19 protein-coding genes and 1 pseudogene are annotated in these 22,776 nt (G+C 70.7%); 16 read left to right on the top strand and 4 right to left on the bottom strand.

Annotation, left to right across the window (positions count from 1 at the left end; translation table 11 throughout):
• Together H8R17_RS31930 and H8R17_RS31925 are read right to left on the bottom strand one after the other, a co-directional pair.
• The coding region (locus tag H8R17_RS31930) for a Rieske 2Fe-2S domain-containing protein (RefSeq protein ID WP_187826698.1) at positions 1 to 137 on the bottom strand (137 nt) is incomplete at its 3' end.
• 289 nt (positions 138 to 426) lie between these two features.
• Positions 427 to 743 (bottom strand): annotated as a pseudogene (locus H8R17_RS31925) (S-(hydroxymethyl)mycothiol dehydrogenase); the annotation flags it as partial.
• Positions 744 to 835: 92 nt separating this feature from the next.
• Between H8R17_RS31925 and H8R17_RS31920 the strand changes: the two are divergent.
• From H8R17_RS31920 to H8R17_RS31850, 15 genes are all read left to right on the top strand, one after another.
• The gene (locus H8R17_RS31920) at positions 836 to 1,717 is read left to right on the top strand and encodes a LysR family transcriptional regulator (RefSeq protein ID WP_187826697.1); all 882 of its coding nucleotides are present in this window, start codon (positions 836 to 838) and stop codon (positions 1,715 to 1,717) included.
• 226 nt (positions 1,718 to 1,943) lie between these two features.
• A complete protein-coding gene (locus H8R17_RS31915) occupies positions 1,944 to 4,304 on the top strand; it encodes an arylsulfatase (RefSeq protein WP_187826696.1) in 2,361 nt (786 codons plus the stop codon).
• Between the two features lie 83 nt (positions 4,305 to 4,387).
• A complete protein-coding gene (locus H8R17_RS31910) occupies positions 4,388 to 5,191 on the top strand; it encodes a formylglycine-generating enzyme family protein (RefSeq protein ID WP_187826704.1) in 804 nt (267 codons plus the stop codon).
• Positions 5,192 to 5,248: 57 nt separating this feature from the next.
• Complete coding sequence (locus tag H8R17_RS31905) at positions 5,249 to 6,226, top strand: ABC transporter substrate-binding protein (RefSeq protein ID WP_187826695.1); 978 nt, start codon at positions 5,249 to 5,251, stop codon at positions 6,224 to 6,226.
• A 145-nt stretch (positions 6,227 to 6,371) separates the two neighbouring features.
• Positions 6,372 to 7,295 carry an ABC transporter ATP-binding protein gene (locus H8R17_RS31900; RefSeq protein ID WP_187826694.1) on the top strand — a complete coding sequence of 308 codons (924 nt, stop codon included), beginning with the start codon at positions 6,372 to 6,374 and terminating at the stop codon, positions 7,293 to 7,295.
• The gene (locus tag H8R17_RS31895) at positions 7,292 to 8,647 is read left to right on the top strand and encodes an ABC transporter permease (protein ID WP_187826693.1); all 1,356 of its coding nucleotides are present in this window, start codon (positions 7,292 to 7,294) and stop codon (positions 8,645 to 8,647) included. Before H8R17_RS31900 ends, H8R17_RS31895 begins: the two co-directional genes overlap by 4 nt.
• Positions 8,648 to 8,651: 4 nt before the next feature.
• Positions 8,652 to 11,405, top strand: coding sequence for a bifunctional YncE family protein/alkaline phosphatase family protein (locus H8R17_RS31890; protein WP_187826692.1), 2,754 nt, complete (start codon positions 8,652 to 8,654; stop codon positions 11,403 to 11,405).
• Between the two features lie 474 nt (positions 11,406 to 11,879).
• Entirely contained in the window at positions 11,880 to 12,230 is a 351-nt protein-coding gene (locus H8R17_RS31885) for an NADH-quinone oxidoreductase subunit A (protein WP_187826691.1), read from the top strand.
• A complete protein-coding gene (locus H8R17_RS31880) occupies positions 12,221 to 13,423 on the top strand; it encodes a hypothetical protein (RefSeq protein WP_187826690.1) in 1,203 nt (400 codons plus the stop codon). The genes H8R17_RS31885 and H8R17_RS31880 overlap by 10 nt, the downstream gene beginning before the upstream one ends.
• Positions 13,416 to 14,345, top strand: a complete 930-nt coding sequence (locus H8R17_RS31875) for an NADH-quinone oxidoreductase subunit H (RefSeq protein ID WP_187826689.1) — start codon at positions 13,416 to 13,418, stop codon at positions 14,343 to 14,345. Before H8R17_RS31880 ends, H8R17_RS31875 begins: the two co-directional genes overlap by 8 nt.
• Before the next feature lie 23 nt (positions 14,346 to 14,368).
• Complete coding sequence (locus H8R17_RS31870) at positions 14,369 to 14,929, top strand: NADH-quinone oxidoreductase subunit J (protein ID WP_187826703.1); 561 nt, start codon at positions 14,369 to 14,371, stop codon at positions 14,927 to 14,929.
• Positions 14,926 to 15,231: an NADH-quinone oxidoreductase subunit K gene (locus H8R17_RS31865; protein ID WP_187826688.1), complete on the top strand. Its 306-nt coding sequence runs from the start codon at positions 14,926 to 14,928 to the stop codon at positions 15,229 to 15,231. Before H8R17_RS31870 ends, H8R17_RS31865 begins: the two co-directional genes overlap by 4 nt.
• A gap of 4 nt (positions 15,232 to 15,235) precedes the next feature.
• Positions 15,236 to 17,098: a proton-conducting transporter membrane subunit gene (locus H8R17_RS31860; RefSeq protein WP_187826687.1), complete on the top strand. Its 1,863-nt coding sequence runs from the start codon at positions 15,236 to 15,238 to the stop codon at positions 17,096 to 17,098.
• A gap of 5 nt (positions 17,099 to 17,103) precedes the next feature.
• The gene (locus H8R17_RS31855) at positions 17,104 to 18,609 is read left to right on the top strand and encodes a NuoM family protein (protein WP_187826686.1); all 1,506 of its coding nucleotides are present in this window, start codon (positions 17,104 to 17,106) and stop codon (positions 18,607 to 18,609) included.
• Positions 18,606 to 20,030 (top strand): NADH-quinone oxidoreductase subunit N, encoded by a 1,425-nt coding sequence (locus H8R17_RS31850; RefSeq protein WP_187826685.1) that lies wholly within the window; start codon positions 18,606 to 18,608, stop codon positions 20,028 to 20,030. Before H8R17_RS31855 ends, H8R17_RS31850 begins: the two co-directional genes overlap by 4 nt.
• Positions 20,031 to 20,085: 55 nt before the next feature.
• Here H8R17_RS31850 and H8R17_RS31845 read toward each other — a convergent pair whose 3' ends face one another.
• On the bottom strand, positions 20,086 to 20,589 hold the full coding sequence (locus H8R17_RS31845; protein WP_187826684.1) for a hypothetical protein: 504 nt from the start codon (positions 20,587 to 20,589) through the stop codon (positions 20,086 to 20,088).
• Positions 20,590 to 20,955: 366 nt separating this feature from the next.
• Positions 20,956 to 21,471, bottom strand: a complete 516-nt coding sequence (locus tag H8R17_RS31840) for a MarR family winged helix-turn-helix transcriptional regulator (RefSeq protein WP_187826683.1) — start codon at positions 21,469 to 21,471, stop codon at positions 20,956 to 20,958.
• 439 nt (positions 21,472 to 21,910) lie between these two features.
• Between H8R17_RS31840 and H8R17_RS31835 the strand changes: the two genes are divergently transcribed.
• The gene (locus H8R17_RS31835; RefSeq protein ID WP_187826682.1) at positions 21,911 to 22,714 is read left to right on the top strand and encodes a ribonuclease BN; all 804 of its coding nucleotides are present in this window, start codon (positions 21,911 to 21,913) and stop codon (positions 22,712 to 22,714) included.
• The last annotated feature ends 62 nt before the right edge of the window (positions 22,715 to 22,776 follow it).

Below are 22,776 nucleotides of genomic sequence, written 5' to 3'. Positions count from 1 at the left end.
TCCTGGTGGGTGCAGGTGTCGTCGATGGCGAAGAGCTCGCCGTCGTCGGTGTGGAACACCGAGACCGGCGGGTCGATGTCGAGCCGGAGGGCCTCGCCTCGCGGGAGATCCGCGAGTCGGCACGCGGGAATCATCATCACACCTCAGTGCGTATAGCGAAACGGATTGCGGTTAGCGCAACGCCAGTTTGCGGGCGGCCCAGAACCCTTGTCAAGGCGTTCAGAGGCCAGGAAACCGCACACTTCCGCGCTTCTTCTGGCGCAACAAGCAGTGCACTGCGCAACAACGGGCAGAGCGAAGGAAGGCCACCCTCTCCTGCCCAGGATGTGCGGGAAGAGGGCGGCCTGCCTGGAGTGATGCGAGCCGGCACTCCCGACCGCCCGGGCGATGGCGTCGCCGATGGGTCCCCGATGCGGGCGCCGGCCGTCAGAGGACCACCACCGAGCGCAGGACGTCGCCGCCGTGCATCCGCTCGAGGCCTTCTCGACCTCGTCCAGGTTGATGGTCTCCGTGACGTAGGCGTCCAGATCGAGACGGCCCTGCAGATAGAGGTCGATGAGCATCGGGGAGTCCCGGGAGGGCAGGCAGTCGCCGTACCAGCTCGACTTCAGCGCGCCGCCCCGGCCGAAGACGTCCAGCAGCGGCAGTTCCAGCTTCATCTCCAGGGTGGAGACGCCGACCAGGACGACGGTGCCGGCGAGGTCGCGGTCGTAGAAGACCTGCCGGTACGTCTCCGGGCGGCCGCCTCGATGACGACGTCGATGATCTCCGCCACGCCCGCCAGGTCCACCCCCGACGCCCGGTGATAACGTTGCCCGGAATTTACGGAGAGCCGATGGAACGACGCCAGCTGGAATACTTCCTCGCCGTGGTCGAGCACGGCGGATTCACAGCCGCGGCCATTTCCCTCCATGTCGCCCAGCCCTCGCTGTCCCACGCGATCCGCGCCCTGGAGCGCGAATTCGGCGGAAAACTGTTTCACCGCCTCCCGCACGGCGTCGCCCTCACCGCGGCGGGCGAGGCGCTGGTCCAGCCGGCGCGGCAGGTCATGCGTGACCTGTCCACGGCCAGTTCCCTGGTCCGTGAGGTCCTCGGGCTCAGCGGCGGCCGGCTCGACATCGTCTCCCAGACGACCCTGTCGGTCGACCCGCTCGCCGGCATGCTGGGGCACTTCCATCGCGCGCACCCGAAGGTCTCCGTGCGCGTGGTCGACCCGGAGCAGGGCCCTGCCGTGGCGCACATGGTCGCGGCCGGCCAGTGCGAACTCGGCCTGGTGGACGCGTCGGTGCCCACGGCGGACCTCCGCGGCATCGACCTGCCGGAGCAGGAGATGCACGTCGTGCTGCCGCCGGATCACCGCATTCCGCCGGGCGACACCATCACGTCGCGCGAACTGGCCGCCCTGGATCTGATAGTGACACCGCCGGGCACCGAGACCCGGGCGGCGCTGGACGACGTGTGCACCGCGCTGGGCGTCCCGCCGAGGATCGTCGTGGAGACCGCGCACCGCGCGATGATCGTGCCGCTGGTCCTCTCCGGCGTCGGCGCCTCACTGCTGCCCGCCTCCATGGCCCGGGACGCCGCGCTGCGCGGGGCCCGAATGCTGTCCAACCGCCCGCGGCTGCTGCGCCACGGCCGGCTGGTCTGGCGGTCGGGCCCGCTGTCCCCCGCCGCCCAGGCGTTCGTGGACCTGGCGACCGCACCCGCCCGGGACTAGGGCCCTGACACCGCTGCCGGTATAGAAGTTTTCTACCGCCTTCATTCAAAACCGGTTCAGGGGGCTTCACGGCATCTTGTTGACCGGTGCCGCGGCGACTGACATTTTTACTGCACCGCGGGCAGCGGGTTTCCCGGACCGCTTAGACCAGTTTCAGGACGCCGGTTATTCGGCCGGGAGAAGAACGTGTGACATTTCCCGGCCGGGCCTCGCATCGGAGAAATACATGACTGAGTTCGACGCCGGACGGCACATACTCCCGCGACCGGACACACGCCGACCGCTGACCACAGCGATGGACGTCCACGACCAGGAGGCTCCCTTCACCCCCGTCGGTCCGGTACCTCCCCCGCAGGGAGCACCGAACGTGGTGATCGTGCTGGTCGACGACCTCGGGTTCGGCACCTCCAGCGCATTCGGCGGCCCCTGCGAGATGCCCGCCGCGGAACGGCTCGCCGACAACGGGCTGCGCTACACCCGGTTCCATGTGACGGCCCTGTGCTCGCCGACCCGGCAGGCCCTGCTGACCGGACGCAACCATCACTCGGTGGGCATGGGCGGCACCACCGAGATGACCACGGCGGCCCCCGGCTACAACGGATTCCGGCCGCGCAGTGCGGCGACCATGGCCCAGATCCTGCAGGGCAACGGCTACAGCACGGCCGCCTTCGGCAAATGGCATCAGACCCCACCGCGGGAGATCAGCGCGGTGGGGCCGTTCGACCGCTGGCCGACCGGGGAGGGGTTCGACACCTTCTACGGTTTCATGGGCGCCGAGATGAACCACTGGTACCCCCTGCTCTACCGGGGCACCACCCCCGTCGAGCCGGACCGCCGGCCCGAGGACGGCTACCACCTCTCCGAGGACCTCGTCGACCACGCCATCGACTGGGTCCGCACCCAGCGCACCCTGACCCCGGACCGCCCGTTCTTCACCTACCTCGCGCTCGGTGCCGCGCACGCACCGCTGCACGTCGGCCCCAAGTGGCGGGAGAAGTACCGCGGGCGCTTCGACCACGGCTGGGACCGCCAGCGCGAGGTGACCCTGCGGCGGCAGAAGGAACTCGGGGTGGTGCCCGAGCATGCCGAACTCGCGAGCTGGGCGGAGGGCGTTCCCCACTGGGACGAACTCACCGGCAACCAGCGCCGGCTGGCGGCCCGGTTCATGGAGACGTTCGCCGCCTTCACCGAACACGCCGACGTGCAGGTCGGCAGGTTCGTCGACGCGCTCGAGGAGCTCGGCGAGCTGGACAACACCCTGATCCTCTACATCCTCGGCGACAACGGCGCCTCGGGCGAGGGCGGTATCGAGGGGACGATCGTCGAGCACCGGCTCGGGCACGGCGTGGTGGACGACCCAAACGAGATGATCGACCACCTCGACGAGATCGGCGGGCCGTACAGCTATCCGATCGCCCCGGCGGGCTGGGCGCTGGCGCTCAACACCCCCTACCAGTGGACCAAGCAGGTGGCCTCGCACTTCGGCGGCACCCGGGACGGCATGATCCTGCACTGGCCCCGAGGGGTCCCCGAACGCGGTGGCCTGCGCCACCAGTTCTCGCACGTGATCGACGTACTGCCGACGATCCTGGACTGTGCGGGCATCCCGGCGCCGTTCAGCGTCGACGGGGTGACCCAGCAGCCCCTCGAGGGGACGAGCATGTGGCGCACGCTCGCCGATCCCCGGGCGCCCGAGTTCCATCGCACGCAGTACTTCGAGATGTGCGGCAACCGGGGCATCTACCACGAGGGCTGGATGGCGGTCACCCGGCACGGCATCCCCTGGGAGATGGTGCCGGACAGCAGCCGGAGATTCTCCGACGACGTCTGGGAGCTCTACGACCTCAACAAGGACTGGAGCCAGGCCCACGATCTCGCCGCCGAGCATCCCGGCATGCTGCGCACGCTCCAGGACCTGTTTCTGATCGAAGCGGCGAAGTACCAGGTCTTCCCACTGGACGACCGGGTCACCGAACGCGAGAACCCCGCCGTCGCCGGGCGCATCGATCTGCTCGGCGACCGGAGGTCCGTGACCTACCGCGGCGGAATGCGGCGCTTCACGGAGGAGACCACCCCCAACGTCAAGAACCGCTCGCACAGCATCACCGCCGACATCGACGTGCCGGAGCCGACGGCCGAGGGTGTGCTCATCGCCCAGGGCGGCCGGTTCGGCGGCTGGTCCCTGTACGTCACCGGGGGAAAGCCGGCGTACGCCTACAACTACTTCGGGATGAGCCTGTACACCGTGCGCGGCGACAAGGCCCTGACACCGGGACGGCACGAGGTGCGGCTCGAGTTCGACTACGACGGTGGAGGACTCGGCAAGGGCGGGACCGCGGTACTCCTGGTGGACGGCGAGCGGCAGGCGACCGGACGCGTCGAGCAGACCATTCCGTACTACTTCTCGTTCGACGAGACCCTCGACGTCGGAGTGGACCTGAGTACGCCGGTGACCGACGACTATCCCGTCCTCGACAACGAGTTCACGGGTGTCGTTCACACCGTGCGCATCGACCTGGACGCCGCGGCCGGCGAACCGTTGGAGTTCGACGGCGGGTTGCACCGGCGTGTCATGGGGGCCCAGTGAACTGCTGTACGCCGTCCGGCGGCCGGGCGGCGGACCGGCCGCCGTCCCCGCTGACCGGTGTCCGCCCGGCGGACACCGAGGGCATGGTGGCCGTGCCCGCCGGACAGTTCCTCATGGGCAGCGAGGATGCGCTCGCCTACCCCGCCGACCGGGAAGGCCCGGTGCGGACGGTGTACGTCGACGCCTTCTGGATGGATGCCTGCACGGTGTCCAACGCGCAGTTCGCGCGCTTCGCCGCCGACACCGGGTACCGCACCTGCGCCGAGCGGACCGGCTGGTCGTTCGTCTTCGCCGGTCTGCTTCCGGACGACTTCCCGCCGACCCGGGGCGTGGTGGGCGCGCCGTGGTGGCGCCAGGTCGAGGGTGCCGACTGGCGCCGTCCCGACGGGCCGCACTCCACCTGGGAGGAGCGGGCACACCATCCGGTCGTCCACGTCGACTGGGACGATGCCCGCGCCTACTGCGCCTGGGCCGGCAAGCGCCTGCCCACCGAGGCGGAATGGGAACGCGCCGCCCGAGGGGGACTGCACGGCAAGGTGTTCCCCTGGGGCGACGAACTCGAACCGGGCGGCCGCCCCCGGATGAACGTGTGGCGGGGCGACTTCCCGAACCGCCACCCGACGGCCGACGGCTGGTACGGCACCTGCCCGGTCGACGCCTACGAGCCGGGCGGCTTCGGCCTGTACAACGCCACCGGCAACGTCTGGGAGTGGTGCGAGGACCGGTTCTCCTCCGCGCCCGGCGAACAGCGGCGCGTCACCAAGGGCGGCTCGTACCTGTGCCACGCGTCCTACTGCCGCCGCTACCGGGTCGCCGCGAGGCAGGGCCTGGTCCCGGACTCGGCGACCGGCAACGTGGGGTTCCGGTGCGCTCTCGACATGGCCTGATCCAGATCCGATCACTCGGGCAACGGCGCGACGCGTCGGCCCACAAGGAGCAGCAGTATGACTCAGCAAGCAAGTCGGTGGCGCGTCGGCGCGGCGGGCGTGGCCGTACTCGGTCTCACCCTGACCGCCTGCGGCGGCGCGAAGGTCGGTGACAGTGCCTCGGGGTCCGGCGGCTCGGGCGGCTCCGGCAAGTGCGGCACCTTCAACCTCGCGGTCAACCCGTGGGTGGGCTACGAGGCGGACGCGGCCGTCGTCGGTTACGTCGCGAAGCACGAACTCGGCTGCACGGTGGAGAAGAAGGACCTGAAGGCGGAGATCGGCTGGCAGGGGTTCGAGACGGGCGAGGTCGACGCCATCCTGGAGAACTGGGGCCACGAGGACCTGAAGAAGAAGTACATCACCGAGCAGAAGACCGCCGTCGACCTCGGCCCGACCGGCAACAAGGGCATCATCGGCTGGTATCTCCCGCCGTGGCTCGTGAAGAAGTACCCGGACATCACCGACTGGAGGAACCTCAACAAGTACGCGTCCCGCTTCAAGACCTCCGAGTCCGGCAGCAAGGGCCAGCTCCTCGACGGCGACCCGTCGTACCAGACCAACGACGCGGCACTGGTCAAGAACCTGAATCTGAACTTCAAGGTGGTGTACGCGGGCAGCGAGACCGCGCTCATCCAGGCCTTCCGCAACGCGGAGAAGAACAAGAAATGGGTCATCGGCTACTTCTACGAGCCCCAGTGGTTCCTGTCCGAAGTGCCCTTGGTCAAGGTCGATCTGCCCAAGCACACGCCGGGCTGCGACGCCGACCCGGCGAAAGTCGCCTGCGACTACCCGGTGTTCGACCTCGACAAGATCGTCAGCGCCAAGTTCGCCAAGTCCGGCAGCCCGGCCTACGACCTGGTCAAGAACTTCAGGTGGACCAACGACGACCAGAACACCGTGGCCAGGTACATCGCGCTGGACAAGATGTCGCCGGAGGCGGCGGCGAAGAAGTGGGTCGAGGCGAACCCCGGCAAGGTGAAGGCCTGGCTCAAGTAGAGCGCCTCCGGCGCGGTCTTTTTTACTCCGTACATATTGTCTTGCCGATGACTTGACGACCCGTTTGCTCGTCGTTCAGCCAACTGTCCCTGCCAGCGCTGTGTGCGGTCCCTAAGTTCCCTGAGGGTTTTGGGAGAAGGGGACCATGGACATATTCCTCGCAGTCCGGGCTCGTGGGATCACCAAGTGTTTCGGCGACGTCGTCGCACTCGACGGCGTCGATCTGGACGTGGCGCAGGGGCAGATCCACGGCCTGGCCGGGCCGAACGGCGCCGGCAAGACGACCTTGCTCGGCCTCCTGCTGGGCCTGGCCGCCGCGGACAGTGGCAGCCTCACGATCCTGGGCACGCCGGTCGGGCGGGCGCTCACCGCTCCTGACGGCGTCGCTGGCTTCGTGGACGGGCCCGGTCTCTACCCCTCGCTCACCGCACGGCAGAATCTCGCCGCGCTGGCCGCTCTGCACGGCCGCGACACGCGGACCACGGGGATCGACGAGGTGCTCGACCAGGTCGGGCTCACCGATGTCGCCGACGACCGGACTCGCGGCTTCTCCCTCGGCATGCGTCAACGGCTCGGGCTCGCCGCCGCCCTGCTCACCGAGCCCCGGCTGCTCGTACTCGACGAGCCGTCCAACGGTCTCGATCCGGCCGGCAAGAAGCAGGTACACGGTGTCCTCTCCCGGCTCGCGGCGGACGGAACCAGCGTTGTCCTGTCGAGCCACCGCATGGACGACCTCGAGGCACTGTGCTCCGAGGTCACCATCGTCGCCACCGGACGGGTCGTCTTCTCCGGCCCGCTGAGCAAGCTGGCCGCCGAGAACCGTGAACTGGACTACCGGCTGCTCACCTCCGACCCGCAGGCCGCCCGCCGGCTGTCCCTCGACACGGAGGGGATCCGGGTCGTCGACGACGCCGGGGTGCTCGTCGTGCGCGCGCTGGTGCCCGCCCTCGACGAACTGGTGGCGCGGCTCGTGCACGCGGGCATCGCGGTGCGCGAACTCGTCCCCGTGGTGTCACCGCTCGAGACCGCGTTCCTCGCCCTCACCGAACAGCAGGAGGCGGGCCGATGACCGCGACCCTCGCCCACGCCCGGGGCGCCGGGACACGGCGCGTCCCGTTGGCGCGGGGCTACCGCTTCGAGCTGGTCAAGCTGGCCTCGCAGTGGCGGATCCGCCTGCTGGTCCTCGCCTGCTGGATCGTTCCGGCGCTCTTCGTCGCCGCGGTGAGCCGGCAGAGCACGCTCCCGTCCGACACTCTCTTCGGTCGCTGGATGCACGCCACGGGGTGGGCCGGACCGCTGGTGACGCTCGGTTTCGCGGGCACCTGGGCGCTCCCGCTGCTGACCTCGGTGGTCGCCGGCGACGTGTTCGCCTCCGAGGACCGGCTCGGCACCTGGCGCCACCTGCTCGTGGCGGTCCGGTCGCCGGGGCGGATCTTCGCGGCGAAGGCACTGGCCAGCCTCACCGTCCTGCTGCTGCTCGTGGCCGGGCTGGCCTGTTCCAGCGCGGCCGGCGGGGTCATGGCGGTCGGCAACCAGCCGCTGGTGGGCCTCGACGGACACCTGCTGACGCCGGCGGACGCCGCGGCGAAGGTCCTGCTCGCCTGGGTCTGTGTACTCGCCCCGACCCTGGCTCTCGCCGGGATCGGACTGCTCGGGTCGGTCGCGCTGGGGCGGTCCCCGATGGGACTGCTGCTGCCCGTGCTCGTCGCGCTCGCGATGCAGCTCGCCCAGCTGATGCCGCTGCCCGTCGCCGTACGCCTCTCCCTGCCCAGCTACGCCGTCATCTCCTGGAACGGCCTGTTCACCAGCCCGGCACAGGTCGCCCCGCTGCTCATCGGCATCGTTGTCAGCCTGGTCTGGGCCGTGACCGCGACGGCACTGGCTTGTCTGCTCTTCCTGCGGCGCGACTTCACCAACCTGACCGCCGACGGCTCGGGACGCCGCGCGGTCACCGCCGGGCTCCTGCCGCTCGCCGGGCTGGTCGCCGCGACGGTCGCGGTCGTCGCCGCGACGACCACGGCCACGGGCTCCGGGATCGAGCAGGACAAGGTGCAGCGCGCACTGGCCACGGCGTTCGCCCACCTCTATCGCATGCAGACCGAGCAGCTGGGCCGCCCCGCCGTCACCGAGGCGCAGCTGAAGGCCACGGCGACGTGCGACAAGGGCAGCGACAAGGTCGCCGCCGAAGGGCCGGGAAACGACTGGCGTTGCGTCGTCTCCTGGCATCTCCCTGGCGTCGAGGCCGCAGGGACGGCCATCTACCAGCTCGACGTCACCCCTGACGGGCGGTTCGTCGCCGACGGCGACGGACCGAAGGAAGTCAACGGCTACTTCCTGGTGCGGACCCCGAACGGGGACGCACCGAACCCGCTTTGGCAGTTCGACGGCACCGTCGGGCTTCTCGCCCCCTCGAAGGGATAACGCAATGCAGGTAACACGCCGCCGCCGGCGTGTCGGGAAGAGCAGGTTCGGCCTTCTCGGCAGACGGCCAGGGCGCCGGACCATGGTCACGGCAGGCATCACCGCCATCGCCGTGGCCGCCGCCGGAACCGCTTTCGCCCAGACGCACCAGTTCGGCACCGAGCAGGTCGGCCAGATCACCGATCAGGGCCAGGTCCTCCCCAGCGACCAGTACATCGCCCCGTACGGCGACCGCCTCGTCGTCAACAACGGCAAGATCATGTCGTCCTCGGTCAGCCCGGACGGCACCCACCTCGCGGCCTCGGTCACCGACGGCGGTGCGGCGCTGTCCATCGTGGACCTGAAGAGCTGGAAGGTGCAGCAACTCGTCGGCAGCGCCGCGTCGTCGACCCCGCGCATCGGCGGCAACGACGTGGGCCAGGAAGGCCCCACGTACTCGCCCGACGGCACGCAGCTGTGGCTGGGCCAGACCGACGGCTACACCAAGTTCACCGTGAACCCGGACGGCAGCGTCGCGAGCCCGACGTTCGTCAAGATCCCGGCGGACGGGGCCAAGCACGCGCTGGTCGGCGAGGCGGTGTTCTCGCCCGACGGCTCCACCGTGTACTCCGCGGTCAACGGCCAGAACCGAGTGGTCGCCATCGACGCGGCGAGCGGGGCCGTCAAGCAGAGCTGGGCCGTGGGCAACGCGCCGCGTGACATGGTCAAGGTCGGCGACAAGCTCTACGTCAGCAACGAGGGCGGGCGTCCGGCGAAGGCCGGTGACACCACCCTCAACTCGTACGGCACCCAGGTGCCGGCCGACCCGAAGACCGCTGCCACCACCACCGGCACGGTCAGCGTCATCGACCTGGCGCACCCGGCTGCCGCCGTCGCGAGCATCGACGTCGGTCTGCACCCGACGGCCCTGTACGCCAAGAAGGGCGCGCTGTTCGTCACCAACACGGCCACCAACGACGTGTCGGTCATCAACACCGCCAGCGACAAGGTCGTACAGACCATCGCCACCCAGCCGTGGCCCGAGGCGTCCGTGGGCTACGAGCCCGACGCGGTGACCCTCACCGACGACGGTCACCTGCTGGTGCCGCTCGGCCGCGCCAACGCGGTCGCCGTCTACCGGTACACGACCCCGCAGGAGCCGGTCAGTTACGTGGGCCTGCTGCCGACGGACTACTTCCCCGCGCAGATCGCCACCGTGGGCAAGCAGGTGCTGGTCTCCAACACCCGTGGTGTCGACGCCCGCCGCCCCACCGACAGGGCCGGGCACGGCACCCACGACACGACGTCGAGCGTGCAGCGGTTCACGCTGCCGGACGACAGCGTCATCAGGTCCGAGACGGCCAAGGTCTTCAGGCAGAACGGCTGGAACGCCGGCTCCGTGGCGCTGACCCAGGGCAAGGGCCAGGCGAAGCCGGTGCCGGTCCCACTGCGGCTCGGCGACCCCTCGACGATCAAGCACGTCTTCCTGATCGTCAAGGAGAACCGGACCTACGACCAGGTCCTCGGTGACATGCCGCAGGGCAACGGCGACCCGTCGCTGACGGAGTTCGGCGAGAACGTGACGCCGAACCAGCATGCGATGGCCAAGCAGTTCGGGCTGTACGACAACACGTACGACATCGGCACGAACTCCGCCGAGGGCCACAACTGGCTGATGCAGGCCGACGACCCGGAGTACACCGAGTCCTCGGCCGGTGAGTACGCGCGCAGCTACGACACCGAGGACGACGCTCTCGGCCACCAGCGGACCGGTTTCCTCTGGACCGGTGCGCAGGCCGCCGGGAAGTCCGTACGGGACTTCGGCGAGTTCCAGCAGTTCCTGACCAAGCCGTCGGGCGCGAGCTGGCAGAACCTGTACTGCGACGCGGAGAACATGGACGCGACCGGGCAGGACACCGCCTACCCCCTGAACTCGTCCTCCCCGATCCCGTCGCTCAACGACGTGTCGGTGCACGGCTTCCCGAAGTTCGACACCAGCGTCCCGGACGTGTACCGGGAGCAGATCTGGAAGCGTGACTTCGAGAAGAACGGGCCGGCGAACCTGAACATGTTCTGGCTCTCCAGCGACCACACCGGTGGCCCGGCGAGAGCAGCCGCCCAGGTCGCGGACAACGACCTCGCGACCGGCAGGATCGTCGACGAGATCTCGCACAGCAAGTACTGGAAGGACTCCGCGGTCTTCGTCGTCGAGGACGACTCCCAGGCCGGCCTCGATCACGTCGACGGCCACCGTGCCCCGATCCAGATCATCAGTCCCTGGGCCCAGCACGGCACCGTCGACAGCCACTACTACTCGCAGATCACGGTGATCCGCACCATCGAGCAGATCCTCGGGATCCACCCGATGAACCAGAAGGACAGCGCGGCCAGCCCGATGCGCGGGGCGTTCACCCAGCACGCGGACGACACGCCGTTCAAGGCGCTGCCCAACCGGACGTCGCTGACCGACGGTCTGAAGACCCCGCCGTCCTGCGGCGTGGACACTCCGGCGGCGCAGGATCCCCACGCGGCGGCCGTGCCGTCGACGAGGGTACCGGCGGACAAGCAGTCGCTCGCGGCGGACTGGAATGCCTGGAAGTCGAAGCAGCGGCTGACCGGGCCCCATGCCGTGCCCGACTTCGCCAACCCCGCGCAGATGAACCACTACACGTGGTACCAGACGCACAACTGGGCGAAGCCGTACCCCGGCGAGTCCAAGCTCTACGCCCCGCAGGACGTGCCGGGCGCCTACATCCCGTCTTCGGAGTCCGACGGCTGACGCAGGCAGACCACAGCAAGGGCCCCCGGGCCGGCGTCACCGCCGGCCCGGGGGCCCTTGCTGTGCGGTCTCCTGCCCGATCGGCCGACGTCGTCGTCCTCGTCCTCGGCACCGACCCGCGGCGCGCCGGCGCCCGCGCCTGGGCCGCCTCAATCCCCGATCTCCCCACCGACACCTGGCGGCCAGAAGGTCCATCGGCGTGACGCCAACCGTCCCTCCATGGGACATGTAGTCGCCCATCTCAATGGGACGGCACGATGTGCTGCCTCACTCGATTGGGCGACGTCCGGCTCCTGCGTGTGGCGGCTGCGGCGATTGAGGATGCCGGGTGGGGGTACCCCATCGATTCCGCAGCACTGGAGGGAGCGGCTGGAACATGGCGGAGAGGCACCGTACCCCTGTAGGTCGCGGTCACCGGGATGAGGTCACTCAAGAGCGGGGCGCGGACCGGCCGGCCAGGGAAGGGGCGGCCTCGTGAGCGGGTTCGCCGCGGCACTGTCGCTGTTCGGTGTGGTGCTGCTGGCGGTCGCCGCGCTCTACGGAGCGGCGCGGGTGGGACGGGTGTCGTCGGAGCCTCTGACCGCTGTGCCGTTCGGTTCGGGGCTGGAGCCGGGTGAGCATGCGGTGAGCCGGTTTCATGTGCGCTGGTACGCGGTGACGATGCTGTTTCTCGCGTTCGACATGGAGATGGTCTTCATGTACCCGTGGACGCGGATCATCTCGGCGATGGGCCCCAGCGCCGTGATCGAGATGTTCACATTCCTGGCGATCCTGGTCGCCGGGGTCGTCTACGCCTGGCGGGAAGGCGCCCTGCGATGGACCTGACCGCAGCCCTGCTGCGGGTCGCCGCCGCGCGTCCCCGCGTTCTGCTGGTGCCGATGCCGGGAGGCACCGGGGTGCGACTGGCGGCCGAACGGGAGCTGCGCCGACGGGACCTGCCGCCCGCGCTCACCCCGGCACAGGCGGACATCCTGCTCGTCACCGGACCCGACTGCACCGGGCTGTCCGCACCGGTCGACCGGCTGTGGGAGGACATGCCCGCTCCTCGGGTCCGGGCACACGCGCAGACGGCCGAGGAGGCCGCCGCGGTCATCGAGACCGCCCGCTCCCGGCTGGCCGTGCGAACCGCCCGGCCACCTGCCGACACCGGCCACAACACAGGGGGATCCGGAGATGGCAGCGCCGATCATCACGCAGGCCATGGCGGCGGACAGTCGGACATGCCGGCCGGACTGCCCCTGGCCGGACGGGGCCCGGACCGCGACGGTCTGACGCTGGACCAACTGCACGTGCCGCTCGGGCCGTTGCTCGCCGACTGGCCCACCGGCCTCACCCTGCGGCTGACCCTGCAAGGGGATGTCGTCCAGGAAGCCGCCGTCGAGGTGACGCGAGCGGGCGCTTCGGCCTCCGCCACGCGGTTCTGGACGGAGCCGTGGCAGCGTGCCGTCGCCGGCGAAGCGGTCCAAGTCGGCGCAGCCGTACGACGGCGGGCGGCGGCCCGGCTGGACAGCCTGGGCCGGCTGCTCGCGGTGGCGGGCTGGCCCGCGACGGCCACCGCCTCGCGCAGGTTGCGCGACGACCTCCTCGACGGCGCGGCGGGCCCCGGACTTCACCGGCGGGCGCGGCGGCTGGCCCGGCAGGTCGGCCGGTCGCGCACGCTGTACTGGCTGACCCGCGGCATCGGGCAGCTGTCCGCCACGGACGCGCGTGCCGCCGGGGTGCGCGGTCCGGCGGCACGTGCGGACGGGGACGTTCCGGTCCGCTACCGGCAGTGGCTCACCACGGTGACGGAAGACGTGGCCCGGCTGGACGAGGTAGCCCTGCTCGATCCCGACCGCGAGGAGGGGCCGCACGGCCGGTGGGATGCGACGCGTCCGTCCTCGGCGGGCCTGGTGCAGTTGCTGCCCGGGCTGCTGGAGGGGGCGGAGCTCGCAGCGGCCCGGCTGATCGTGGCCAGCCTGGACCCGGACCCGGACGAGCTGGCCGCCGGGCTTCTGGAGGTGACGGGCGGTGGTTGAGGCCGCGCCCTGGTGGGGGCTCCTCCTGGCACCCGCGCTCCTGTTGCTGTTCGCGATGCTCGCGGTGGCGGGCGACGCGGTGCTGTCCGCCGGGCAGGCCGGGCGGCGCGTCACGGCCGCAGCGGCGCTGCGCCCGCTGCTGGAGGTGCCGCGGCTGCTGCTCGCCCAGCCCCGCAGGATGCCCGCACCGGACCTGTTGCTGTGGCGGATCGGCGTCCTGACCGTGCCGGTCGCGGCCGTGCTGTCCGTTCTGGTGGTTCCGCTCGGTGACCGGGTGCTGGCCGATCTGTCGGTCGGGGTGGTGTGGTTCAACGCCATGGAGGTGCTCACCTGGGCCGGGCTGTGGCTGGCCGGGTGGGGCCCGAACGCGGCGTTCTCCCTCGTCGGCGGCTACCGCTTCATCGCCCAGGGCCTCGCCTACGAGCTGCCGCTGATGTTCGCCCTCATCGCACCCGCGACCGGCGCGGAGTCGCTGCGGATCGGCGAGATCGTAGCCGCGCAGCACGGCCTGTGGTTCGCGGTGTGGATGCCGGTCGCGTTCGCCGTCTACCTGGGCGGCGTGCTGGCGTTCAGCTTCCTGGGCCCGTTCGCGTATCCGGTCGGCGCGGACATCGCCGGCGGGTTGCTGGGCGAGGCGGCGGGCGTGGACCGGCTTCTGGTGCAGGCGGGCCGGTGGCTGTGGCTGGCGGCGGGATCGGCGATGGCGGTGCCGCTGTTCCTCGGCGGCGGCGCGGGGCCGGGACTGCCCGAGTGGGCCTGGTCACTGGTCAAGACGCTGGTCGTGCTTGGGGTTCTGGTGTGGCTCGGGCGGCGGCTGCCCCTCATCCGCGCCGACCGGTACGTCGAGCTGGCCTGGGTGGTGCTCATCCCGCTGACGATCCTTCAGGCGCTCGTACCGGCGCTGGTCGTACTCAACCGATAGGGACCGCCAAGGAGGTGGTGACCGTGCAGGCGGTGCTGTTCTGGGCGTTGGCCGCACTCGCCGTGGCCGGCGGTGTGCTGGTCTTCACCTGCAACTCGATGGCCCGGGTCACCTTCGCGCTGCTGGGCTCGCTCGCCTGCGCGGGCGGTGTGGTGGTCGTGCTGGGCCTGCCGTATCTCGGTGTGGTCGTCGTGCTGATGATGGTCATGGAGATGGTGATCATGGCCGTGTTCATGATCGCCTACATGATGAACCCGGCCGGGCTGATGCCCATGTCGATGCTGCACAACAAGCGCGGGGCGCTCGCCATCAGCGTCGGCCTGTTCCTGGCGCTGGCGGCTGGGATCTGGCTGGTGCCGTGGCCGCGCCGGTCCGGCACGCGGCCCGCGGACACGACGTTCCAGGTGGGCGAGTCGCTGATGGGCGCTCAGATGCTGACCATGATCACGCTCGGGGTGGCGCTGCTGGCCACGATGGTGGCCACGGTCGTGCTGGCCACCCACCGGGGGCGCTACGACCGGTTCGGTGACGACCTCGACCAGCGCCCGGCGCGCGACCCCGCCGGCGGAGGGGTGGGCCGATGACCCTCGAACTCGTGTTGCTGCTTGCTGCCGGGCTGTTCTGCATCGGCGTGTTCGGGGCGCTGTCCCAGCAGTCCATCGTCATGATCATGATGGGCATCGAGCTGATGATCGGCGGTGTCATCGTCGCCGGTGCGGGGTTCTGGCACTTCGTGGCCCCCACGGCGGCGAGCGGGCAGGTGGTCGTGGTGGCGGCGGTGGTCGCGATGGCGGTGGAGATGGCCATGGGATTCGCCGTGACCACCGCGATCTACCGGGCCAGGCAGGTCGACATGACCGACATGGCCGAGGATCTCAAGGGGTGAGCCGGTGAGCGCGCTGCTGTGGCTGCTGATCACCGTCCCGCTCGGTGCCGGGGCCGTACTCGCCCTGACCGGCCATCGGTTCAACCGGGCCGCGCCCGTCATGGGCGTGGCGGTGGCCGCGGCCGTGCTGGGCCTGGCCGTCGCGGTGGCGGGCGGCCGGCCCGCGGCGAGCGTCCCGCTGTTCGCGGGGATGCGGGCCGGGTTGCGGGTGGACGGCCTGTCCGCCGTCATGGTGATCATGGTGGCCTCGGTCACCGTGTGTGTCCTGGTCTTCTCCGCCGCCGAGTTCGGCCGGGCGGAGAACCGGGGCCGGTTCTTCGGGCTGATGCTGCTGTTCGCCGGGGCGATGCTGGTGACGGTCACCGCCACCACCCTGCCGTTGCTGCTGATGGCCTGGGAGGTGATGGGCGCGACGAGCTGGGCGCTGATCGGCTTCTGGTGGCGGCAGCCGCACCGGGCCGAGGCCGCCGACACCGCGTTCCTCACCACCCGCACCGCCGATCTGGGCCTGTATCTGGCGGCCGGTGCGGCGCTGGCGGGCGGCGTCGGATCGCTGCGCCTGGACGCGCTGCCGGAGGCCGGCGGGCCGTGGCTGCATCCGGTGGTCGCCGGGGTGGTGGTGGCTGCGCTGGGCAAATCCGCCCAACTGCCGTTCTCCTTCTGGCTGTCGCGGGCCATGCAGGGCCCCAGCCCGGTCTCGGCCCTGCTGCACTCGGCGACCATGGCCGCCGCCGGCGCTTATCTGCTGCTGCGTCTCGGGCCGCTGCTGGCCGCGACCGACTGGGCCCGGCCGCTGGTCGCCTGGACCGGGGCGGCCACCGCGCTCGCCCTGGGCGTGGTCGCCGTGGCGCAGACCGACCTCAAACAGCTGTTGGCCGCCTCCACGTGCGCCCAGATCGGCTTCACGGTACTCGCCGCGGGCAGCACCGGCGTGGCCGGCGGCACGGCGCAGCTCGTCGCGCACGCCGCCACCAAGGCCGGGCTCTTCCTGGCCGCCGGGGCCTGGCTGACCGCGCTGGGTACCAAGCAACTGCCCGCGCTGCGCGGCGCCGCCCGCACGTATCCCTGGGTCGGTGCCTCCTTCGCCGTCGGTGCCCTGGCGCTGGCGGGGCTGCCGCCTCTGTCGCTGTGGGCCACCAAGGACGAGGTCCTGACCGCCGCGTACCACCGCAGCGGTGGCCTGTACGCGGTGGGTCTCGCCGCGGCCGCCGTCGCCGCCGTCTACAGCACCAAGGCCCTCTGGTACGTCCTGCGGCCCTCTCCCGCCGAAGCGGCGTACGACACCGAGCGGTCCGGCACCCGCCGCGTCCCGGCCGGGACCCGCCCGCCCCTGCTGGTCCTCGCCTTCGGCGCCGCCACCCTCGGGATGCTCGCGCTGCCCGGCCCGGCCGCCTGGCTGCGCGACGTGGTCGGCGCTCCCGGCGAGCCGTCCCCGAAGCCGTGGGAAGTGGCCCTGTCCGCCGGTGTCGCGCTGGGCGCCGCCGCAGCCGTCTGGTGGTGGCCGCGCCCCGTGCGCGCTCCGGCGCGGGCGTGGCGGTGGGCCGACGGATGGCTGTATCTGGAGCGGGCGGCACACGCCGGAGTCGTCCGCCCGGTCCTCGGCCTGGCACGGGCGCTGGCCGCCTTCGACGACCGCGTGGTGGACGGCGCCGTACGGCAGGCGGCGCACGGCGCTCTGGCAGCGGCCCGGCTCGCCGGGCGCGTCGACGACGGCGGCCTCGACGCGCTCGTCCGCTCGGTCGCCATGGGCGCCCGTCGCCTGGGCGAGTGGGCGCGCCGCCCGCAGACCGGCCTGCTGCACCAGTACTACGCCCAGGCGGCGGTCGCCTTCGCGGTACTGACCCTGATCGTGCTGTTGGTGAGGTGACCCTTGTGCTGACCGTCATCGCGTTCCTGCCGCTCGCGGCCTGCCCCCTGCTGCTGCTCGCGCCGCGCAGCATGCCGGACCGGGCCTGCACATGGGTGTGGATCGCCACGGCCGCAGTGGACCTGGCCCTGGTCATCGCCGTGTGGAGCGGCTTCGACCCGGGCGGCGGCCTGCAGTACGAGCAGCGGGTGCGCTGGATTCCCGGTGCCGGGGTGAGCTACCACGTCGGCGTGGACGGCCTGTCGCTGCCGCTGGTGGCGCTGACCTGCGTGCTGTTCCTGGCCGTCGCCGTCTACTCGCTGCGCGAGACGCGCCGGGTCCGCTCGTACGTCTGCCTGTTCCTGTTCCTGCAGACGGTCTGCCTCGGGCTGTTCATCGCCCTCGACCTGATCCTGTTCTTCCTCTTCTTCGACCTGTCGATCGTCGGCATGTTCTTCGTCATCGCCGGCTGGGGTCCCGGCGAGAAGGCCCGCGCGGCGGCACTGAAGTTCTTCCTCTACACCTTCATCGGGTCCCTCGCCCTGCTGCTCGGCTTCATCGGCCTCTATCTGGCCGCCGACCCTCACACCTTCGACATGGCCGACCTGGCCCGCACCGACCCGCTGGCGGGGCACGGCACTTACGCGGCCCTGGTGCTGCTCGCGATCGGGGCCGGCCTGGCGGTGAAGACGCCGACCGTGCCCTTCCACACCTGGCTGCCCCCGGCCCACACCGACGCGCCCGCGGCCGGCTCGGCGATCCTGGCCGGAATCCTGCTGAAGATGGGCACCTACGGTTTCGTACGCATCGCGATGCCCCTGCTGCCCGGTTCCTGGCGGCATTACGCGGGGGTGTTCATCGTCGTCGGTGCCGTCTCCGTCGTGTACGGCGCGCTGGTCGCCCTGGCCCAGACGGACTTCAAACGTATGATCGCCTACACGTCCGTCAACCACATGGGCTACGTCGTCCTCGCCGTCGGCGCCGCCGGGGTCCTGGCCGGCACCGACGCCCAGGCCCGCTCCCTGGCCGTCACCGGCGCCGTCACCCAGATGGTCAGTCACGGTCTGCTCACCGGAGCCCTGTTCCTGCTCTCCGGCGTCCTGCACGACCGGGCCGGCACCTACGCCATCGACGCCTACTCCGGCCTCGCCGCCCCCTCCCCGCGGTTCGCCGCCGCCACTGCGGTCGCCGCGTTCGCGGCTCTGGGCATCCCCGGCTTCTCCGGCTTCATCGCCGAGTTCCAGATCTTCACCGGCAGCCTCGCCTCCCAGGCCGTGGCCACCGCCATCGCCCTGACCGGCATCCTCATCACCGCCGCCCTGTTCCTGCGTGCCCTGCGCCGCATGTTCCTGGGCACGGTGCGCCTGCCCGCCTCCGTCCGGACCGGCGGATTCGGTGACCTGACCACCGCCGAGACCGCCGCCGTCGTCCCGCTGCTCGCCATCGCCCTGGCCATCGGCGTGGTCCCCCGCTTCTTGCTGGACCTGATCGAACCGGCCAGCCGCACGCTGGTGGGGCTGATCGCCCGATGAACGACAACCTCGCCGCGCTCCTCCCCGAAACCGCCCTGGTCGCGGCGGCGGTCATCGGCCTGCTCGCCGCCGGGTGGCTGCCGCGCCGCCGCCAGTGGGCCATCGCCGCCCTGGCGGCCACGGCGTGCGTGACCGGGCTGGTGGCCACCGCCGTCACCCTGGCCACCGACCGCGAACAGGCCGTCTTCTCCCACGACTTCGCCGTCGACGCCGCCACCGAGACCGGACGCATCACCGTCCTCGGCGCACTCCTGCTGATCATCGCCATGTCGGTGGAGACCATGCGCCACCACAAGCGCGAAGCCGAGTACTACGTACTGCTCCTGCTGACCGGCGCCGGAACCCTCGCCATGATCGGCGCCAACGACCTGCTGATGCTGTTCGCCGGCTATCTGCTGGCCAGCATCCCCGCGTACGCCCTCGCCGGTTTCGCCAAGGACGCCCCCGGAACCGAGGCAGCCCTGAAGTACTACCTGCTGGGAGCCCTGCTCGGCACCACCATGCTGGCCGGCACCGCGCTGCTGTACGGTGCCGGGCGCGCCACCCTGTACGCCGAACTGCGCGTGGCGCTGCCCACCGCGTCCTACGGCCCGGTCGCGGTCGGCCTCGTCGCCGTCCTGGCGGGACTGCTGTTCAAGATCGGCGCCGTACCCGCACACTTCTGGGTCCCGGACGTCACCGACGGCGCCACCGCCCCCGTAGCCGCCTACGTCACCACCCTGCCCAAGATCGGCGGACTGATCGCCGGCTTCCGGCTCCTGCACCAGGCGATGCCCGGCACCGCCGTCAACTGGCCGCTGCTGCTGGCCGTCCTGGCCGCCGCCTCCATGACCCTGGGCAACCTGGCCGCCTTCTTCCAGACCTCCGTCAAACGACTGCTGGCCTACTCCACCATCAGCCAGGTCGGCTACCTCCTCATGGCCCTCGCCGTCGCCACCCGCACCGACCTCGCCCAGCAGGGCCTGCTGTTCTACCTGGCCGCCTACGCCGTCACCAACCTCGGCGCCTTCGCCGTCGTCACCGAACTGCCCCACGCCCGCACCCTGGCGGACTACCGCGGCCTCGCCCGCCGCCGCCCCGGCCTCGCCGCCGTCCTCGTCGTCTGCCTCCTCGGCCTGGTCGGCACGCCACCCACCAGCGTCTTCCTCGGCAAGCTCGAAGTCTTCAGCGCCACCATCGACGGCGGCTACACCTGGCTCGCCGCCCTCGCCGTCGCCAACACCGTCGCCTCCCTCTTCTACTACCTGCGCTGGCTCGCCCCCCTCTTCCACCCCGCCCCCACCGACCTGCCCACCCCCGCCCACGCCACCGCCGGCCGCTGGTCCGCCGCGACCGCCTACACCGCCGGCACCGCCTCCCTCGCCCTCGGCCTCGCGGGCGGCGCCGCCCTCCCGCTGACCCACGGCCGGCTCCTGCCCTGACACTCAGCCACCACGGCGAACGCGGCTGCTCGTTGGCCACACGCCCGAACCAGACCTACTCCTCCCCGCCGTCGGTGCGGCGTTCCTCCTCTTCCTCAACGGTCTTCCGCCTGATCTCCCCTCCGTGCGACGACGCTTCCTGCGCCCGCTGTGCGATGGCCAGTTCCACTCCGGCGACCAGCGAGTAGACGACGGACACCAGGAAGGCGGTCACCGGCCACGCGATCACACCGCCGATCAGGTGCGCGGAGGCCCAGGCCAGGACGGATGTTGTGCCTACGGAGACCACACTGAGAGAGACACCCATGGCCATGACCGTGCTGGGTTCCTGCTCCAGCGGCTTGTGGAAGGTGCGCGACGCCAGCAACTCCAGGATGCTGAACGCGGTGGCCGCGCCCAGGGCGAAGTAAATGATGTGCGCCACTCCGGACATCCTGGCCTCGGTGTCCAGCAGAGCCAGGGCTACGGTGATCGACACCGAGAACCCGTATGCCTGCCCGTTGTTGCGCAGCGAAGCCCGCAGTCCGTGTGTCAGGTGATTGAGATGCAGGCCCACCATGTCCCGCCATCTGCGCGTAATCGATTCACACCACTTTGATCCGCTCATTCTCCACATTGCGGCGGCGGCCGGGGACAACCGGGCACCGCGGGTTCCCACGCGCACCACCAGCGAGGAGCCACGGGGTGCCGCTTTCCGGGCCGACATCCGTCCGGCCGCGTCACCAATGCCTCCTTGCGGGCGAGCGCGCCGTTGCCGTCGGCGAACAGCTCGGCCTCGTCACCGATGCCTTGCGGACCGCCTGTCCCATGCGCTGCCACAGCGGCGGTGGTGAGCCGACGAGTCGTCGCGGCCCAGTCCTCCGCAGGCCTGCGTCAAGGCCTGCGGAGCATGCCGACCGGTGAGATCGTCAGGCTCGCCGTCCGGTCACACCGTCGTCCAGCCGAGCGGATGGATCGCGGAATCGCCGACGGCCGGGACGGGCGGTTCGCCACCGGCCTCGCTGAAGGCAGTCAACGCGTCCACCAGTGCCGCCCGCTGTGGTGGAGCCAGCCTCTCCACGATCGAAGCGATCTCGGCCCGCCGGCGCGCGGTGACGTCCGCCACCATGCGCCGTCCGTCCTCGGTCAGCTGCAGCAGGGTTTCACGGCGGTTCTCCGGATTGATCTGCCGGTCCGCCAGACCAGCGGCGATCAACCGGTCCACCATGCGCATCGCTGTCGAGGGCGCCACTTTGAGCAGTTCGGCGAGAGCGACCAGGTTCGTGGCGCCGTGTGTCGACAGCACCACCAGCATCCGGAACTGCGGAAGCGTCACCCCGTCCTCCACCGCGGCAAGCGAACGGGCGGAGACCGCCACCAGCAATCGAGAGGCGGTCAGGACCGCTTGAGTGACCGCGTCCACATCATCCACGCCCTCGATCGGGGCTTCACGCTCCGGCATAAGTCCTTTCTACCTCGCCGGACGCGCCTGCCGGCCACTTCCCGGACAACCGTCCGGAATCAGGCCTGTAGCGGTCCTGGGCAGCCAACAGACCGGTGTCGCGGATCCTGGCACGCCGTTCCCGACAAACAACTTTCACCAGCGAAACAACTATCCGAGACGAGCCACTGGCACAAGGCGGCATGGGCCCGCCCACCGGGGCGGCGGGCCGGCTCGCCACAACCCGGGTGACCCTCCCCGACGAGCGGCTGACCTCCTGCAGGCGACCTGCGCGGTGAGTCGGTTGGCCGCCACCGAGCGGTGATCAAGGATCTTGTCCGCGAGAATGGAGGGTCCTGCCGAGAGACGGGCGGAAGATGGTCGTCACCCCCTCATCGAGGACGCGCGCCGACGCGAACCGGCGGCCGCCCATGCGTATCCGGCGAGCAGAGGCCGTGCCATGAACCGGTTCCCGCACGTACTGCACCACTGGTGGGAGCGGCTGGGCGCGCACACCCTCGTCCGGCGGGGTCGTGAGCTGGAACTGATGCACCGAGCCCTGGGGTTCGCCACGCTTGCCGTCGTCACTCTGGCACCGCTGCTGATCGTGGTCGCCGCCGCCGACCCGTTGGAGCGTGGCGGATTCGCGTTGTGGCTCGCCGACGGCATGGGGCTGTCCGGCCAGTCCGCACGTGTCCTCACGGAGATCATCAGCCCGCCGCAGAAGGTGATCGGCACGACCGGCGTGTGGGGCGGAGTGGCACTGGCCGTCTTCGGCGTGGCGCTGGGCGGCAGCGTACAGAACGGCTATGAGCGGATCTGGGGCCTCGTGTCCGGCCCGTGGCACCGAGTCTGGCGGCAGGCGACGTGGCTGGCCGCGCTGACCGCTTACCTCTACCAGGAGGCACAGACCCAGGGCGTGGTGTCGGGACCGGCACGCATCACGCTCAGCTTGGTGACCGGGGTGATGTTCTTCTGGTGGGGCCAGTATTTCCTGCTGGGTGGCCAGGTCCGCTGGCGTGACCTGCTGCCCGGGGCGATCGCCACCGTGGCTGGCCTGATCGGTCTGCGAAGTTTCTCCTACTTCGTCTTCACGCCGCTCATCGTCGACAACGCGATCAGCTACGGCGCGGTCGGCATCGTGCTCGTCGTGGAGTCCTGGCTCATCGGAGTGGGGTTCGTCGTCCACGGCGGCGCGCTCTTCGGCCGCTGGCTCCTCGATCATCACGGCCGGTCCCGCGACGACGGGCGAACCCCGCCGTAGGGAAGGAAGCCGCTGGTCAACGCCACAACGTCGGGGCGGCGTGGCACAGCGACCGAAGGCGG

This window comes from Streptomyces sp. TRM68367, assembly GCF_014495685.1.
GTDB lineage: Bacteria > Actinomycetota > Actinomycetes > Streptomycetales > Streptomycetaceae > Streptomyces.
Note: the sequence above shows the minus strand (reverse complement) of the source record. Positions and strands in the feature narration are given on the sequence as shown.

Bases quoted from the DNA above. Each gene is read 5' to 3' on its own strand.
- H8R17_RS31920 (WP_187826697.1), top strand. From the start codon at position 836: ATGGAACGACGCCAGCTGGAATACTTCCTCGCCGTGGTCGAGCACGGC.
- H8R17_RS31915 (WP_187826696.1), top strand. From the start codon at position 1,944: ATGACTGAGTTCGACGCCGGACGGCACATACTCCCGCGACCGGACACA.
- H8R17_RS31910 (WP_187826704.1), top strand. From the start codon at position 4,388: ATGGTGGCCGTGCCCGCCGGACAGTTCCTCATGGGCAGCGAGGATGCG.
- H8R17_RS31905 (WP_187826695.1), top strand. From the start codon at position 5,249: ATGACTCAGCAAGCAAGTCGGTGGCGCGTCGGCGCGGCGGGCGTGGCC.
- H8R17_RS31900 (WP_187826694.1), top strand. From the start codon at position 6,372: ATGGACATATTCCTCGCAGTCCGGGCTCGTGGGATCACCAAGTGTTTC.
- H8R17_RS31895 (WP_187826693.1), top strand. From the start codon at position 7,292: ATGACCGCGACCCTCGCCCACGCCCGGGGCGCCGGGACACGGCGCGTC.
- H8R17_RS31890 (WP_187826692.1), top strand. From the start codon at position 8,652: ATGCAGGTAACACGCCGCCGCCGGCGTGTCGGGAAGAGCAGGTTCGGC.
- H8R17_RS31880 (WP_187826690.1), top strand. From the start codon at position 12,221: ATGGACCTGACCGCAGCCCTGCTGCGGGTCGCCGCCGCGCGTCCCCGC.
- H8R17_RS31865 (WP_187826688.1), top strand. From the start codon at position 14,926: ATGACCCTCGAACTCGTGTTGCTGCTTGCTGCCGGGCTGTTCTGCATC.
- H8R17_RS31850 (WP_187826685.1), top strand. From the start codon at position 18,606: ATGAACGACAACCTCGCCGCGCTCCTCCCCGAAACCGCCCTGGTCGCG.
- H8R17_RS31845 (WP_187826684.1), bottom strand. From the start codon at position 20,589: ATGGTGGGCCTGCATCTCAATCACCTGACACACGGACTGCGGGCTTCG.
- H8R17_RS31840 (WP_187826683.1), bottom strand. From the start codon at position 21,471: ATGCCGGAGCGTGAAGCCCCGATCGAGGGCGTGGATGATGTGGACGCG.
- H8R17_RS31835 (WP_187826682.1), top strand. From the start codon at position 21,911: ATGAACCGGTTCCCGCACGTACTGCACCACTGGTGGGAGCGGCTGGGC.